The organism is Pseudomonas stagnisoli, assembly GCF_048595745.1.
GTDB lineage: Bacteria > Pseudomonadota > Gammaproteobacteria > Pseudomonadales > Pseudomonadaceae > Aquipseudomonas > Aquipseudomonas alcaligenes_A.
Genome location: NZ_CP184361.1, coordinates 1,580,625 through 1,594,654, shown reverse-complemented (window position 1 = coordinate 1,594,654; position 14,030 = coordinate 1,580,625). Strand labels below are relative to the sequence as shown.

The 14,030-nt window shown below is 66.5% G+C and carries 15 protein-coding genes; 8 read left to right on the top strand and 7 right to left on the bottom strand.

Annotation, left to right across the window (positions count from 1 at the left end):
• The first annotated feature begins 44 nt into the window (after window positions 1-44).
• Window positions 45-1,427 carry an adenylate/guanylate cyclase domain-containing protein gene (locus ACOAPY_RS07720; protein WP_465155979.1) on the top strand — a complete coding sequence of 461 codons (1,383 nt, stop codon included), beginning with the start codon at window positions 45-47 and terminating at the stop codon, window positions 1,425-1,427.
• A 45-nt stretch (window positions 1,428-1,472) separates the two neighbouring features.
• Here ACOAPY_RS07720 and ACOAPY_RS07715 read toward each other — a convergent pair whose 3' ends face one another.
• Together ACOAPY_RS07715 and ACOAPY_RS07710 are read right to left on the bottom strand one after the other, a co-directional pair.
• Window positions 1,473-2,504: a glycosyltransferase family 4 protein gene (locus ACOAPY_RS07715; RefSeq protein ID WP_465155978.1), complete on the bottom strand. Its 1,032-nt coding sequence runs from the start codon at window positions 2,502-2,504 to the stop codon at window positions 1,473-1,475.
• On the bottom strand, window positions 2,501-3,310 hold the full coding sequence (locus ACOAPY_RS07710; RefSeq protein WP_021702380.1) for a UDP-2,3-diacylglucosamine diphosphatase: 810 nt from the start codon (window positions 3,308-3,310) through the stop codon (window positions 2,501-2,503). The genes ACOAPY_RS07715 and ACOAPY_RS07710 overlap by 4 nt, the downstream gene beginning before the upstream one ends.
• 133 nt (window positions 3,311-3,443) lie before the next feature.
• Here ACOAPY_RS07710 and ACOAPY_RS07705 point away from each other — a divergent pair, with 133 nt between their 5' ends.
• The 3 genes from ACOAPY_RS07705 to ACOAPY_RS07695 all read left to right on the top strand — a co-directional run bounded on the left by ACOAPY_RS07705 (window position 3,444) and on the right by ACOAPY_RS07695 (window position 5,530).
• Complete coding sequence (locus tag ACOAPY_RS07705; RefSeq protein ID WP_465155977.1) at window positions 3,444-4,193, top strand: AraC family transcriptional regulator; 750 nt, start codon at window positions 3,444-3,446, stop codon at window positions 4,191-4,193.
• A gap of 89 nt (window positions 4,194-4,282) precedes the next feature.
• Entirely contained in the window at window positions 4,283-4,618 is a 336-nt protein-coding gene (locus tag ACOAPY_RS07700; protein ID WP_021702382.1) for a tRNA-binding protein, read from the top strand.
• A gap of 39 nt (window positions 4,619-4,657) precedes the next feature.
• Window positions 4,658-5,530, top strand: a complete 873-nt coding sequence (locus ACOAPY_RS07695; protein ID WP_061904858.1) for a DMT family transporter — start codon at window positions 4,658-4,660, stop codon at window positions 5,528-5,530.
• Window positions 5,531-5,533: 3 nt separating this feature from the next.
• On the opposite strand, the gene ACOAPY_RS07690 is transcribed toward ACOAPY_RS07695, so the two are convergent.
• The 4 genes from ACOAPY_RS07690 to recQ all read right to left on the bottom strand — a co-directional run bounded on the left by ACOAPY_RS07690 (window position 5,534) and on the right by recQ (window position 9,755).
• On the bottom strand, window positions 5,534-5,812 hold the full coding sequence (locus ACOAPY_RS07690; RefSeq protein ID WP_061904859.1) for an Rdx family protein: 279 nt from the start codon (window positions 5,810-5,812) through the stop codon (window positions 5,534-5,536).
• Between the two features lie 45 nt (window positions 5,813-5,857).
• Window positions 5,858-6,292: a MarR family transcriptional regulator gene (locus ACOAPY_RS07685; protein WP_465155975.1), complete on the bottom strand. Its 435-nt coding sequence runs from the start codon at window positions 6,290-6,292 to the stop codon at window positions 5,858-5,860.
• A 119-nt stretch (window positions 6,293-6,411) separates the two neighbouring features.
• The gene (locus tag ACOAPY_RS07680; protein ID WP_465155974.1) at window positions 6,412-7,416 is read right to left on the bottom strand and encodes a DUF2804 domain-containing protein; all 1,005 of its coding nucleotides are present in this window, start codon (window positions 7,414-7,416) and stop codon (window positions 6,412-6,414) included.
• 206 nt (window positions 7,417-7,622) lie between these two features.
• Window positions 7,623-9,755, bottom strand: a complete 2,133-nt coding sequence (gene recQ / locus ACOAPY_RS07675) for a DNA helicase RecQ (protein WP_465155973.1) — start codon at window positions 9,753-9,755, stop codon at window positions 7,623-7,625.
• Window positions 9,756-9,900: 145 nt separating this feature from the next.
• On the opposite strand from recQ, the gene ACOAPY_RS07670 reads away from it, so the two are divergent.
• The 4 genes from ACOAPY_RS07670 to lapD all read left to right on the top strand — a co-directional run bounded on the left by ACOAPY_RS07670 (window position 9,901) and on the right by lapD (window position 13,627).
• Window positions 9,901-10,488 carry a UPF0149 family protein gene (locus ACOAPY_RS07670; RefSeq protein ID WP_076426180.1) on the top strand — a complete coding sequence of 196 codons (588 nt, stop codon included), beginning with the start codon at window positions 9,901-9,903 and terminating at the stop codon, window positions 10,486-10,488.
• A 9-nt stretch (window positions 10,489-10,497) separates the two neighbouring features.
• Window positions 10,498-10,902: a YbaN family protein gene (locus ACOAPY_RS07665; protein ID WP_076577709.1), complete on the top strand. Its 405-nt coding sequence runs from the start codon at window positions 10,498-10,500 to the stop codon at window positions 10,900-10,902.
• A 70-nt stretch (window positions 10,903-10,972) separates the two neighbouring features.
• Complete coding sequence (lapG, locus tag ACOAPY_RS07660) at window positions 10,973-11,671, top strand: cysteine protease LapG (protein WP_237044305.1); 699 nt, start codon at window positions 10,973-10,975, stop codon at window positions 11,669-11,671.
• A 9-nt stretch (window positions 11,672-11,680) separates the two neighbouring features.
• Complete coding sequence (lapD, locus tag ACOAPY_RS07655) at window positions 11,681-13,627, top strand: cyclic di-GMP receptor LapD (protein WP_465155971.1); 1,947 nt, start codon at window positions 11,681-11,683, stop codon at window positions 13,625-13,627.
• A 57-nt stretch (window positions 13,628-13,684) separates the two neighbouring features.
• Here the strand turns inward: lapD and ACOAPY_RS07650 are convergent, their stop codons facing one another.
• Entirely contained in the window at window positions 13,685-14,023 is a 339-nt protein-coding gene (locus ACOAPY_RS07650) for a tryptophan synthase subunit beta (RefSeq protein ID WP_465155969.1), read from the bottom strand.
• Between the last annotated feature and the right edge of the window lie 7 nt (window positions 14,024-14,030).

The following is a 14,030-nucleotide window of genomic DNA, read 5'->3' as shown; positions in this document are numbered from 1 at the left end:
AGCGCCCGAAAGAGGCGTCAGAATTTCAGCAGGGATAGTCGCAATTGAATAAAAATGCCGTGCCCCGGGCGCAGCCTGCCCCCTTGCTCCGTGAATACTACTCGCGGGTCCTGGCTTACATCGCCCCGGCCGCAGCCGTGGCCGCCGGAACCTATGTCAACCATTTCGGTTACGACATCCTGTGGCTGGTGCCCTATGCGCTGCTCTATCCGCACCTGGCCTATCACCTGGGTAACCGTTTCAAACGCGACTACCCGCAGCAAACCACTCTGGTGCTGACGTTCATCGACGCCCTGCATGCCGGCGCTGCCGCGGTGCTGATGGGCTTCTCGGTAGTCCCCACGCTGATGTTCCTGCTGACCCTGGCCTTCAGCTCGCTGATTGCCGGCGGCTTGCGCCGGATGGGCCTGGCGCTGCTGGTGGCGACCGGCAGCATGGCCTTGAGCTTTGCCCTGATCCAGCCGGAACTACGCGTCGCCACGCCCAGCCTGGTGGCCCTCACCAGCATCCTGCTGACCACCCTGTACATCTGCATCGCTGCCTACTTCGTCCACGAGCAGGGCATGCGCCTGACCCTGGCGCGCAGCGAGATCAAGCGCGAGCAGGAGAAGGCCGCGCGGCTGGCGCGTAACCTCGCCAAATACCTCTCGCCGCAGGTCTGGGAAATGATCTTCAGCGGCAAGAAGCACGTGCGCCTGGAAACCCAGCGCAAGAAGCTCACCGTGTTCTTCTCCGACATCAAGGGCTTCACCGAGCTGTCCGAGGAACTGGAAGCCGAACAGCTTACCGACCTGCTCAACACCTACCTCAACGAAATGTCGAAGATCGCCCTCAAGTACGGCGGCACCATCGACAAGTTCGTCGGCGACAGCGTGCTGGTGTTCTTCGGCGACCCGACCAGCCAGGGCGCCAAGAAGGACGCGCACAACGCCGTGTCGATGGCCATCGCCATGCGCAAGCACATGAAGGTGCTGCGCCAGCAGTGGCGCGCCCAGGGCATCACCAAGCCGCTGGAGATCCGCATGGGGCTTAACACCGGCTACTGCACGGTGGGCAACTTCGGCGCCGACACGCGCATGGACTACACCATCATCGGCCGCGAGGTGAACCTGGCCAGCCGCCTGGAAAGCTCCTCGGAAGCCGGTGAGATCCTGATTTCCCACGAGACCTACTCGCTGATCAAGGACCTGATCATGTGCCGCGACAAGGGCCAGATCACGGTCAAGGGCTTCAGCCGGCCGGTGCAGATCTACCAGGTGGTCGACCACCGTCGCGACCTCGGCGCCCGTTCCAGCTATGTCGAACACGAGCTGCCCGGCTTCTCCATGTACCTGGATACCAACGGCATCCAGAACTACGACAAGGAGAAGGTCATCCAGGCGCTCAGCCAGGCTGCCGAGAAGCTGCGCGACAAGGTCATCCTGTAACGCCAAAGCCGCCCCCGGGCGGCTTTTTCATACGCGCTGTCAGGCTCAGGCCTGCGCCGGCAGCCAGTCTTCCTGCGCCAGTGGCTCGCCATCGAGCAACGCCTGGCTGGCCAGGAACGCCAGGGCCGAGGCCCGCCAGGACTGCCGAGCAGCCTGCTCGGCGCAGGTTGCGCGATCCAGCTGCAGCGCCGCCCGGCACGCCTGTGCCAGGTCCTCGTCCATCACTCCGGTCACGCCCGCCTGCAGCACATCCAGCGGCCCGGCGACCGGGAAGGCCGCCACCGGCGTGCCGCAGGCCAGGGCCTCGAGCATCACCAGGCCCAGGGTGTCGGTACGCGAAGGAAACACCAGCACGCTGGCCGCAGCGAACTGCGCCGCCAGGGCTTCGCCACTCAGGTAACCGAGAAACTGCGCCTGCGGGTAGTCGCGCTGCAGCTCGGCGCGCTGCGGACCGTCACCGACCAGGCGTTTGCGTCCGGGCAGCTCCAGCTCGAGAAAGGCCCGCAGATTCTTCTCCGCCGCCAGCCGGCCCACATAGAGAAATACCGGCTCGCCGGCCTCGCGCGGACGCGCGCGGAACAACCCAGTATCCACCCCTTTGTGCCACAGGCGCAGGTGGCGTAGGCCATGACTGGCGAACTCCTCGCGCAGGCGCTCGGTGCTCACCAGCACCGCCTGGCTCGGCCGGTGGAAGCGACGCAGGTAGGCATAGCCCCAGCGCAGCGGAATGCGCGGCCAGCGGGTATGCACATATTCGGGGAAACGCGTGTGGATCGCGCTGGAAAAGGCCAGGCCGCGACGCTTCAGCCAGCGCCGCGCGGCCCAGCCCAGCGGGCCCTCGGTGGCCAGGTGCACACAGTCCGGGCGGAAGTCGCGAATGGCCGGACCGACACGCCACAGGTCCCACGCCAGCGGAATTTCCGGGTAGCTCGGGCATGGCAGGTACCTGAAGTCCTGCGGCGACAGCAGCTTGACCAGGTGCCCCATGGCCCGCAGTTCGCTCACCAGTGCCTGCAGGCTGGTGACCACGCCGTTGACCTGCGGCGCCCAGGCATCGCTGACGATGAGAATCCTCATGCGGCCTGCCCGATCACCGCCACTTCGGCGGCCTGCGTCTGGTCCTCGGCCAGCCGGTAGAGCTGGATGCTGCCGTCCAGATGTTCGATCAGCGCCGAGCAGGACTCCACCCAGTCGCCACAGTTCATGTACTCCACGCCGCCCACCGGGCGAATCTCGGCGTGATGAATGTGACCGCAGACCACGCCATCCAGGCCGCGCCGCACGCATTCGTGGGCGATGGCCTCCTCGAAGTCGCTGATGAAGTTCACCGCCGTCTTGACCTTGTGCTTGAGGTAGGCCGACAGCGACCAGTAACCGTAGCCCCAGCGCTCGCGCCAGTGGTTGAGCCAGCGGTTGAGGGTCAGGGTGAACTCGTAGGCGGAGTCGCCGAGGAAGGCCAGCCAGCGGTGGTAACGGGTGATCACGTCGAACTGGTCGCCGTGGATCACCAGCAGCTGGCGACCGTCGGCGGTGGTGTGCACCGCCTCGTCGACCAGCTGGATATTGCCGAGGATCAGCGTCGAGTAACGGCGCAGGAACTCGTCGTGGTTGCCGGTCACGTAGATCACCTCGGTACCGCGCTTGCTCATGGTCAGCAGGCGGCGGATCACGTTGGTGTGGGCCTGCGGCCAGTAGATGCCGCCGCGCAGTTTCCAGCCGTCGATGATATCGCCGACCAGGTACACGCGGTCGGCCTGGTAGCGTTTGAGGAAGGCGGCCAGGCGCTCGGCCTGGCAATCGCGGGTTCCCAGGTGGACATCGGAAATCCACAGGGTGCGGACGTGCTGCTTGCGGCTGGGCTTGCTGCGCTCGGCGATGCTCATGGGCGGCCTCCGGCTGGGTTTGGCCAAGCGTGCGCCGGTGCAATGAAGCGTCCATGACGACCTCGTGACGATTGCATGACGCCCAATCGGGCTGCCGCGCCATGTACACTGACCGCTCGATCAGGAGTTCGCCATGTCCCAGCTGCTCTCCCTGCGCCACTACCACCACGAACAGATCGCCCACAGCCACGAACACGCCCAGCTGGTGTTCGGTCTGTCCGGGCTGCTCGATTTCGAGGTGGCCGGGCACGGTTGCCAGGTGTCGAGCATGAGCTTCGCGGTGGTCCCACCGGCTACCCACCATGCCTGCGCCAGCCCCCTGGGTAGCCGCTGCCTGGTGCTCGACGTGCCGTTCGACGGCTGGCTGCAGCAGCGCCTCGGCCACCATGCCGACTGCAGCCGGCGCCTGCTCGATCGCCCGGGCCGGGTGCAGCTGACACAGGCCCAGAGCCAGCTGGTCAACTGGCTGGCGGCCAGTCCGATCAACGACGAAGTGATCGCCCAGCAGGGCGCCGCCCTACTCCTGGCCAGCCTCGGCAATGCCGGCGCGCAGCCGCTGGCGGCGCCGGGGCTGCCACTGGCGAGCATTGATGCGCATATCGACCGGCATTGTGCGCACCCGCTGCAGGTAGCCGACCTGGCGCGCCTGTGCGGGCTTTCCAGTGCGCGCTTCCACGCCCGTTTCCTCGCCGAGACCGGGCGCACGCCGATGGAACACGTGCGCCTGCGACGTCTGCAGCTGGGCCGCGAGCTGCTGCTGTCCAGCCGCCTGGCGGTTGGCGAGGTGGCCGCGCGGGTCGGTTATGGCTCGCAGAGCGCCTTCACCGCCGCCCTGGCCCGCGAGTTCGGCCTCACCCCACGCCAGCTGCGCGCAGGCGCCTGACGCGAGACGCGCAACAAAGCCCGCGAGCCGCGCGACAGATTTGCCGGCCACGGCCGCCTAGACTGTGCCGATCAATCAGGAGTCAGCGTATGCAGACCATCGAATGGCAGGACTTCGAACGCGTCGAGCTGCGCGTCGGCACCCTGCTCAGCGCCCGCCCCAACGACAAGGCGATCAAGCCGGCCTATGTGCTGGAAGTGGACCTCGGTGAACTCGGGGTGAAGACTTCTAGCGCCCAGCTCACCGCGCACTACAGCGCCGCCGAACTGGTCGGCCGCCAGGTGCTGTGCGTGTGCAACTTCGCGCCCAAGCGGGTGGCCGGGGTGCGCTCGGAAGTGCTGGTGACCGGTGTCTACGACCAGGATGGCAAGGTGGTGCTGGCCAGCTTCGACCGTCCCCTGCCCAATGGCGCCCGCCTGGCCTGAATCTGCGCCGCCCTCACGCTCTCTCGATCTGGAATCCTCATGCAGCACCGTACTGCCCTCTTCGCCCTGCACCTGGGCGCGCTGTTCTTCGGCCTCTCCGGCATCTTCGGCAAGCTGGCGCTGGCCGCGCCGCTGGTCATCGTGTTCGGCCGCGCGCTGTTCGCCGTCGGCGCCCTGGCGGTATTCGCCCGCATCGGCGAACCACGGGCGCCGCTGAGCTGGCGGCGGCGCCTGGCCCTGGCCGGCGCCGGCCTGCTGCTGGGTGGGCACTGGTGGGCGTTCTTCATCGCGGTGAAGGTCTCCGGCGTGGCGGTCGCCACTCTCGGCTTCGCCAGCTTTCCGGCCTTCACCGTACTGCTCGAAGGGTTGCTGTTCCGCGAGAAGGTGCGCCGCGCCGAGTGGGGCGTGGTGGCCCTGGTCAGCCTGGGCCTGGTACTGGTCACGCCGAACTTCGACCTGGGCAGCGATGCCACCCTCGGCCTGGCCTGGGCGGTGTTCTCCGGGCTGCTGTTCGCCATGGTCTCGGTGACCAACCGCGCTACCACCGCCGGGGTCAAGCCCGCGCAAGCCGCGCTCTGGCAGAACCTGGCGATACTGCTGGCCTGCCTCCCTCTGGCCTGGTCGGCATTGCCCACAGTACGCGCGCTGGATTGGCTGTGGATCGCTCTGCTTGGCCTGCTCTGCACCGCACTGGCGCACAGCCTGTTCGTCGCCAGCCTGCGCGTGCTCAACGCGCGCAGCGCCTCGGTGGTGTTCGCCCTGGAGCCGGTCTACGGCATCCTCTTCGCCTGGTGGCTGTTCAGCGAGCAGCCCACCCTGCGCATGCTCTTCGGCGGCGCGCTGATCCTGCTGGCCACGCTGGTCTCGGCACGCCTGAGCCGGCATGCGGCCGACGTGAAGGACATCGGCTAAGGCTTAACGGTCGATATGCCCCAGATTGCGCTCGGGGTCGATCAGGTCGCGCAGGCGCTGCTTGAGTTCCTTGGCCTCGGGGAAACCACCGTCGGCCTTGCGTTCCCACAGCTGCACGCCGTCGCAGACGATGCGAAAAACCCCGCCGGTGCCCGGCTGCAGGCTGACCATGCCCAACTCGTCGGCGAAGGTGCTGAGCAGCTCCTGGGCCAGCCACGCCGCACGCAGGAGCCACTGGCACTGGGTGCAGTAGGTGATGACGACCTCGGGTTTGCTGGACATGGCGCACTCCGCGACTAAAGGAGGCGCCATGATAGCGCCGCCGGATCAGCCTTTCTCCAGATTAGCCAGGATGCGGGCGTGGATGTCCTGGCACAGGCGCTGTTCTTCCTCGCTGACGCCGGCGAACAGCTCCTTGCGCAGCTGCACGGCGATGCTCTCGATGCGCTCGATCAGCGGGCGCGCCTTGGGGCTGAGCACCACCTTCTTGGCGCGGCGGTCTTCCGGCACGGCGATGCGGCGTACCAGCTCCTGCGCCTCTAGGCCGTCGAGCAGGCGGGCCAGGGTCGGGCCCTCGACGCCGACCGTCTGCGCCAGCTCGCGCTGGGTCGGCGCCTCCTTGAGCAGTGCCAGGTGCAGCAATACCAGCCAGCGCGCCTGAGACAGGCCCAGGCCGGACAGACGACGATCCAGCTCGGCGCGCCAGGCGCGGGAAAGCTGGGCGAGTTGCATACCAAAACTGTGTTGCGCAAAGTTCTGCATAGTTGACTCTCGCTGGTCCTCGCCGCTGCCCGCATCCCCTGTTTCGAACGGACAGCAGAAAAACCTAATTATTAGTCAACTAACCATAACTCCAGAAAAGCCCGCCGCCAAGCCCGCCGTTACCATTTGACATACTGGTCTTCGACGAAGCCCCAGAGGTTGTCGATCAGCACCGGCGCGCGCCCCGGCGGACGCAGAATGCCCTGAAAGCAGCCGAACACCTGCTTGAAGTTGCTGGCCAGCAAGCCCAGGTTCAGCTGTTCGCGGTGCAGGCCATGGCCACGGAATGTCAGCTCCACCTGGCCATCGCCGGAAACGATGCGCCACGGTTGCAGGGGCTCGTCGCGGTTGAACTGGAAATGCACGCCGCCGACCTGCAGCAGTTCGCCATCCAGCCAGTAGCAGTTCTCGCTGAAGCTGGTCTCGTTGACCCCGCAGGACAGGTTCAGGCCGACCCGCATGCCTTTCACCTCGCCTGACAGGCAGGCCCAGTTCCAGAAGGTTTCCGGGCGCATGTAGCCGGCCGACCAGTCATGGTGGGCGAAGGCATTCAGCGCCGTCAGGTCGAAGTCCCCGAGTGCGCTGCTCACGCTGCCGCGACAGCGCACGCCGGCCACTTTCTGCGCATAGACCCAGCCATTGACCGCCGTTGGCGTGCAGATGCACATGGGCTGGAACTGCTGCTCGCTGAAACTCGCCTCGATGCGCGTGCCGTCATCCAGCTCGACCAGCAGGTGCTTGTCGCTGCCGCGGTTGTCCAGGCGCAGCAGATTGGCACCGCTGCGCAACTCGCACAGTCCGCTGTTGGGTCGCTGCGAAAAGCGCGTGGCATGGCCCAGCGGTCGCTTGAATTCGCGCTCGATCATGCGCCCGCTGGCCGGGTGGAACAGGTAGACGAAACCGGCAGTGAGCAGGCTGACGTCGGCCAGCGCGCAGCCGCCGATCAGTTCGTCGCTGACCAGGCCGAAGTACTGGAACTGGTGGAAACGCCGCCATTTGGCCAGCGCGCCCAGGCGCCGGCCCATGGGCGAGCGGAAATCGAAGTCACGCCAGTTCACCTCGCCCGGCGCAGCCGGGAAGATGCCGTAGTGCGGTTGGCCATTGGTCTGGATCAGTCGTTCCATGAGAAGCGTCGGCTGTGGAAAGTCCCGATGCTAGCAGCCGCCGCCGCGCCGGTGAGGGACCGTTGGCGCCAGCGTCTGTGGCGCTTCAGGTCAACCACCGTCGCAGGTCTCTGTCACGCGGACGGCGGGAATGCACATCATCCGGGTGCCACACGCCAGCGCTGGCCAGCCCGCCCTCCGGAACAGCAGGAGGGGTGGCCGTGGCATCAGGCCTCGAACTCGGCCTGCAGGGCCGCACGCACGCAGTGCAGCACCCCCTCCGGCACCTGCCCGGCGAACTGTGCGGCCACCGCAGCCACCGGCGGCAGCTCACCCTCGCCATCGAGGAAGGCATCCTGGATCTCGCCGAGCAGCTCCTCGGGCAGGTCCAGCGCCTGCTCCAGCGACAGCTGCTGGCTGGCGATGGCTTCGGCCAGCAGGTTGTACACGCTCTTTTCGCCGCAATTGAGCTGGCCGGCGATCTGCGCCGGTGTCATCCCGGCACGGGCCAGGCTGACCAGCTCGTGACGCAGGTCAGTGACCGCCCTGGGCGCCTCGGCGGACGCGCCGCCATTGAGAACGTCGAGGAAGGCCTCGCCGTAGCGCTCCAGCTTGCGCGCACCGACGCCACTGACCTGGGCCATTTCGCTGAGGCTGCGCGGCTGGCTGCGCAGCATTTCCAGCAAGGTGGAATCGGGGAAGATGACGTAGGGCGGCACGCTGTGCTCTTCGGCCAGTTTGCGGCGCAGGGCGCGCAGCGCTTCCCACTGTTCGCGTTCCTCGCCACGCACCAGCTGGCTGGCACTGCTGCCGCTGGCCTTGGCCGCCTGCTGAGGCTTGAGATCGCGGCGCAGTTCCAGGGTGACTTCACCGCGCAGCAGCGGCCGGCAGGCATCGGTCAGGCGCAGGCCGCCGTAGCCCTCCAGGTCGACATCAGCCAGGCCACGCGCCACCAGTTGGCGGAACAGGGTGCGCCAGTCGCCTTCAGCCAGTGCCTTGCCGATACCGAACACCGGCAGGTGCTGGTGGCCGGAGGCGCGGATCTTGTCGTTCTCGCGCCCCAGCAGGATGTCCACCAGGTGGCCGACGCCATAGCGCTGGCCGCTGCGGTAGATGGCCGACAGGGCCTGGCGCGCCGGTTCGGTGGCGTCCCAGGTCTGCACGTTGTCGACGCAGGTGTCGCAATGGCCGCAGGGTTTTTCCAGCACTTCGTCGAAGTAGGCCAGCAGCGCCTGGCGGCGGCAGCGCGTTTCCTCGCACAGCGCCAGCATGGCGTCGAGCTTGTGCTGTTCGATGCGCTTGTGCCGTTCGTCGCCCTCGGAGTTGGCCAGCATCTGCTTGAGGAACACCACGTCCTGCAGGCCGTAGGCCATCCAGGCATCCGCCGGCAGGCCGTCGCGCCCGGCACGGCCGGTTTCCTGGTAATAGGCTTCCAGGCTCTTGGGCAGGTCCATGTGACAGACGAAGCGCACGTTGGGCTTGTCGATGCCCATGCCGAAGGCGATGGTCGCCACCATGATCAGCCCTTCCTCGTTGAGGAAGCGCTTCTGGTTATAGGCGCGCAGTTCGTTGGGCAGGCCGGCGTGGTATGGCAGTGCGGGGAAGCCCTGGGCACTGAGGAACTCGGCCACCTCCTCGACCTTCTTGCGCGACAGACAGTAGACGATGCCGGCATCGCCCTTGCGCGCGGCGAGGAAGGCCAGCAGCTGCTTGCGCGGCTGATCCTTGGGCTGGATGCGGTAGAAGATGTTCGGCCGGTCGAAGCTGGAGAGGAAGCGCTCGGCTTGCTGCAGGTGCAGGCGCTGGGCGATTTCCTCGCGGGTGCGCATGTCTGCCGTGGCGGTCAGGGCGATGCGCGGCACGCCGGGGAACAGCTCGGCGAGCTGGCCCAGCTGCAGATATTCAGGGCGGAAGTCATGGCCCCATTGCGACACGCAGTGCGCCTCGTCGATGGCGAACAGCGCCAGCTGCGGCAGGCGCTGGAGGAAATCCAGCATGCGCGGCTGTACCAGGCGTTCGGGCGCCAGGTAGAGGAACTTGATCTCGCCACGGCGAATGCGCTCGGCAATGCCGCGCTGCTCCTCGGCGCTCAGGGTGGAGTTGAGCGCCACCGCGGCCACGCCGAGTTCGTCGAGGGTGGCGACCTGGTCGTCCATCAGCGCGATCAGCGGCGAGACGATCACCGCCAGACCCTCGCGCAGCAGGCCGGGCACCTGATAGCACAGCGACTTGCCGCCGCCGGTGGGCATCAGTACCAGGGCATCGCCACCACCCGCCACGCGGTCGATGATCGCCGCCTGGTTGCCCCGGAAGGCGTCGTAACCGAAGACATCTTTGAGAATGCGCAGCGCGGCGGACATGGGCGACGGGATCATCCGGAGAGTGAAGAAACGGCCGCGCAGTATACGCGAGCCAGGCTAGCGGCAGGCCATCGCCTGTCGGCCGTGCTTTTGCCGGCACAGGCGGCTAGAATCCCGAGGATTACTCACTCAAGGTAGTTCCACGATGTCCTTCGCCGAGCAATTGTCCCGCCTGCAAGCCTTCCTCGATGCCGATGACCTGCATGAGGAAGCGCTGGACTACGTGGCCGCCCATGGCTACCTGACCGCCCTGTGCATCTGCCCCGACCAGGTGCCGGAGCGCGAATGGATCGACGCCCTGTTCGCCGAGCCGCCGCATTACCGCAGCGACATCGAGCGCGAGGAAGTGGAGATCACCCTGCAGCTGCTCAAGGCCCACATCGCCCGCCAGCTGGCTAGCGACGACGAGCCGGAGATTCCCTGCGAGCTGGACCTCGGCGACGAGCCGGACGACTCCGACCTGCGTGGCTGGTGCATCGGCTTCATGGAGGGCGTGTTCCTGCGCGAAGCCGTGTGGTTCGAGGACGCCGAAGACGAAGTCAGCGAACTGCTGCTGCCGATCATGGTCGCCTCCGGCCTGTTCGACGAGCAGCCCGAGTTCGCCGAGATCGCCCGTGACCGCCAGCTGGTGGACAGCATGGTCGAGCAGATTCCCGAACTGCTCACCGCCCTGTTCCTGCTGTGCCAGGCGCCGGAAGAGAAACCCGCGCTGCTCAAGCCCCGTCACCACTAAGCCGCGCCCATGGCGCACAGCGACATCCCGCAGAGCCGCCATCGCAGCGTGCGCTACGCGCTGCTGGCCATCGGCTGGCTGAGCGTGCTGCTCGGGGTGATCGGCATCTTCGTCCCGGTGCTGCCGACCACGCCCTTCCTGCTGCTGGCGGCCGCCTGTTTCGTGCGCAGCTCGCGGCGCTTCTACCTATGGCTGGTCCACCACAAGCACCTGGGCCCATGGATTCGCGACTACCTGGAAGGCAACGGCATACCGCTCAAGGGCAAGGTCTACGCCATCGGCCTGATGTGGCTGAGCATCGGCCTGTCCTGCTACCTGGTACCGATGCCCTGGGCGCGCGCGTTCATGCTCACCAGTGCGGTGCTGGTGACCCTCTACATCCTGCGCCAGAAGACCCTGCCGGCGCGCGACTGAGCGCGGCGCGCGACGGCAAAAAACCCAGCGACTGCCTACACTTTCTCCACCTCCCGTGGAGAGCACCTTCATGCCGTTGCGGCCGCATATTCAGGGACGAGCCAGGAGTCTGCCGGCAGGCCGGCTGCTGCTCGGCGCCCTGCTCGGTCTGCTGCTGGCACTGACGGCGAAGGCCAGCTGGGACTTCGGCCTGATCCTGCAGAACGCCGAGCAGCGCTACGGCAATCTGGGCGTCGCCAAGGGCCGGATCGAGGCCTGGGACGAACTGATCCGTGCCAGCGAGGGGCTGCCCGAGAGCGAGCAGCTGGCAGCGGTCAATCGCTTCTTCAACCGCCAATACCGCTTCTCCGACGACATTCGCAACTGGCGTCAGAACGACTACTGGGCCACCCCCGTCGAGGCACTGGTCAAGGGCGCCGGCGACTGCGAGGACTACTCCATCGCCAAATACTTCACCCTGCGCCGCCTCGGCGTGCCCTCCGACAAGCTGCGCATCACCTACGTCAAGGCGCTGCGCTATAACCAGGCGCACATGGTGCTGACCTACTACGCCAGTCCCGGCGCGGAACCTCTGGTGCTGGACAACCTGATCGGCGAAATCCGTCCGGCGTCCCAGCGCAAGGATCTGCTGCCGGTCTATGCCTTCAATGCCGAGGGCCTCTATCTGCCGGGGCAGACCGGCAAGAAGAGCGATACCAAGAAACTGTCGCGCTGGCAGGATCTGTTGAAGAAGATGCGAGCCGAAGGCTTCGACATCGGAGAAGGTTAGGAGAGGCCTATGTCCCTGTTGAAACAGCTGTTTCTCGCCATCTGCCTGTTCCTCGTGGTGGCGTTCACCGGCAGCTTCATCGCCAGTGTCGAAACCTCGCGAGAGCAACTGCTCAGCCAGCTGCGCTCCCACGCCCAGGACGCCGCCACCGCGCTGGGGCTGTCGATGACGCCGCATGTGGACGACCCGGCGATGATCGAGCTGATGGTCAGCTCGATCTTCGACAGCGGCTACTTTGCCACCATTCGCGTGGTGCGCATTCCCAGTGATGAAGTGATAGTCGAACGGCGCACCACCACTACCTCGGACCGCGTGCCGCAGTGGTTCGTCGACCTGGTGGACCTCGAGCCCGAAGGTGGCGACGCCCTGATCATGCGTGGCTGGGAACAGGCCGCCCGGGTCGAGGTGCTCAGCCACCCGCAATTCGCCCTGGCCAAGCTTTGGGACAGCGCCATCGGCAGCGCACTGTGGCTGCTGTTCTGCGGGGTGGTCAGCGCCATTCTCGGTGGCTGGCTGCTGCGCACCCAGCTGCGCCCGCTGGACAACATGGTCAACCAGGCCCAGGCCATCAGCCGCCGCGAGTTCCTCACCCTGCCCCGCGTGCCACGCACCCCCGAGCTCAAGCGCGTGGTACTGGCGATGAACCAGATGGTCGAGAAGCTCAAGCAGCTATTTGCCGAAGAAGCCGCACGCAGCGAGAAACTGCGCGAGGAAGCCTACCAGGACAGCCTCACCGGGCTGGCCAACCGCCGCCTGTTCGAAATCAAGCTGGCCAACCAGCTCGCCGTCACCGAGCAGAACGCCGCAGGCTACCTGATGTTCCTGCGCGTGCACGACCTTGGCGGCCTCAACCAGCGCATGGGCGGACAAAAAACCGACGCACTGATCTTCAGCATCGGCGAGCTACTCAAGCGCCTGCTGGAACAGCGCGGTACGCCGGAGTGGCTGGCCTCGCGCAGCCGCGGCGGCGAATTCACCCTGCTCGCCCCCGGGCTGGTCGGCGAGGATGCCGACCGCCTGGCCGAGGAACTGGTTGAAGGTCTGGAGAGCCTGCGCCAGACCGGCGCCAGCGACTGCATACCGGTGGCCCACCTGGGCATCGCCGCCTTCAGGCCGGGCGAGGAAATGGCCAATGTCATCGGTCGCGCCGACCAGGCCCTGGCCCAGGCGCAGAGCCATCCCGAGAAGCCCTGGGAGCGTCTGGACGATTTCAATACCAGTGCTGGCCAGGGCCTGCACGATTGGCGACGCTGGATCGACGATGCGCTCAATCAAGGCATGCTGCAGCTGTACTTCCAGCCGGTGGCCACCTGTGCCGATACCGGCCGCGTGTTGCACCAGAAGGTACTGGCGCGCCTGCTCGATCCGCAGGGCGAAGCCGTGGCCGCCGGCCGCTTCCTGCCCTGGATCGAACGCCTGGGCTGGGCGGCGCGCTTTGACCTGGCCATGCTCGAACACAGCCTGGCCCACCTGGCCAAGTACCCGCAGCCGCTGGCGCTCAGCCTCTCCGCCGCCACCCTGCGTGATGCCGCCAGCCTGAACCAGCTACTCGATGTGCTCAGAGCCAACCCGCAACAGGCCGAACTGATGACCCTGGAGCTGGATGAACGCTACCTGCCACCGCCGGCAGAGCTGGAGAAACTCAGCCAGCAGGTGCGCGAAGCCGGCTACCACCTGGGCCTGCAGCACTTCGGCGGTCGTTTCAGCCTGATCGGCAACCTGACCCACCTGGGCCTGGCCTACCTGAAGATCGACGGCAGCTACATCCGCGCCATCGACCGGGAAAACGACAAGCGCGCATTCATCGAGGCGATCTTCCGCGCCACCAACAGCATCGACCTGCCGCTGATCGCCGAGATGGTGGAGACCGAAGGCGAACTCAACGTGCTCAAGGAGCTGGGCATCCACGGCGCCATGGGCCGCCTGATCGGCGCCCCCTCCCCCTGGCAGGGCTGACCGGGCTGCGTCACCGCGCAAAGAAAGCCCGCCATGACGGCGGGCTTTGCGTATCGGTCAGATCAGTTGGTGATCATCACCTAAGAGGCCGCTGAGCCCCTCGATCTCGGCACGGGTCACCGCCCGCCTGTCCAGCTTGCGCCGCGCGGCTTCCGGCAAATCGGTGTAGCGGATAACGCCCTTCGCCACCAGCACGCCGACCACGTCCTCCAGCACCCGCACCAGCTCCAGGTCGGACTCTTTCAGGCTGGCCAGACGTTCCTTGACCTCCTCGCGGGCCGCCAGCCAGTTGTGCAGCTCGTCGCTCTCGACCGCCAGCGTTTCCGTCATCCCCTCGAACGGATCATGCTCCACCCGCAGCAACCGCCCTTCGGCATCCCTTTGCACGTACACCATGTGGTTT

Bases quoted from the DNA above. Each gene is read 5' to 3' on its own strand.
- ACOAPY_RS07715 (WP_465155978.1), bottom strand. From the start codon at position 2,504: ATGAGGATTCTCATCGTCAGCGATGCCTGGGCGCCGCAGGTCAACGGC.
- ACOAPY_RS07710 (WP_021702380.1), bottom strand. From the start codon at position 3,310: ATGAGCATCGCCGAGCGCAGCAAGCCCAGCCGCAAGCAGCACGTCCGC.
- ACOAPY_RS07705 (WP_465155977.1), top strand. From the start codon at position 3,444: ATGTCCCAGCTGCTCTCCCTGCGCCACTACCACCACGAACAGATCGCC.
- ACOAPY_RS07700 (WP_021702382.1), top strand. From the start codon at position 4,283: ATGCAGACCATCGAATGGCAGGACTTCGAACGCGTCGAGCTGCGCGTC.
- ACOAPY_RS07695 (WP_061904858.1), top strand. From the start codon at position 4,658: ATGCAGCACCGTACTGCCCTCTTCGCCCTGCACCTGGGCGCGCTGTTC.
- ACOAPY_RS07690 (WP_061904859.1), bottom strand. From the start codon at position 5,812: ATGTCCAGCAAACCCGAGGTCGTCATCACCTACTGCACCCAGTGCCAG.
- ACOAPY_RS07685 (WP_465155975.1), bottom strand. From the start codon at position 6,292: ATGCAGAACTTTGCGCAACACAGTTTTGGTATGCAACTCGCCCAGCTT.
- ACOAPY_RS07680 (WP_465155974.1), bottom strand. From the start codon at position 7,416: ATGGAACGACTGATCCAGACCAATGGCCAACCGCACTACGGCATCTTC.
- recQ (WP_465155973.1), bottom strand. From the start codon at position 9,755: ATGTCCGCCGCGCTGCGCATTCTCAAAGATGTCTTCGGTTACGACGCC.
- ACOAPY_RS07670 (WP_076426180.1), top strand. From the start codon at position 9,901: ATGTCCTTCGCCGAGCAATTGTCCCGCCTGCAAGCCTTCCTCGATGCC.
- ACOAPY_RS07665 (WP_076577709.1), top strand. From the start codon at position 10,498: ATGGCGCACAGCGACATCCCGCAGAGCCGCCATCGCAGCGTGCGCTAC.
- lapG (WP_237044305.1), top strand. From the start codon at position 10,973: ATGCCGTTGCGGCCGCATATTCAGGGACGAGCCAGGAGTCTGCCGGCA.
- lapD (WP_465155971.1), top strand. From the start codon at position 11,681: ATGTCCCTGTTGAAACAGCTGTTTCTCGCCATCTGCCTGTTCCTCGTG.
- ACOAPY_RS07650 (WP_465155969.1), bottom strand. From the start codon at position 14,023: ATGGTGTACGTGCAAAGGGATGCCGAAGGGCGGTTGCTGCGGGTGGAG.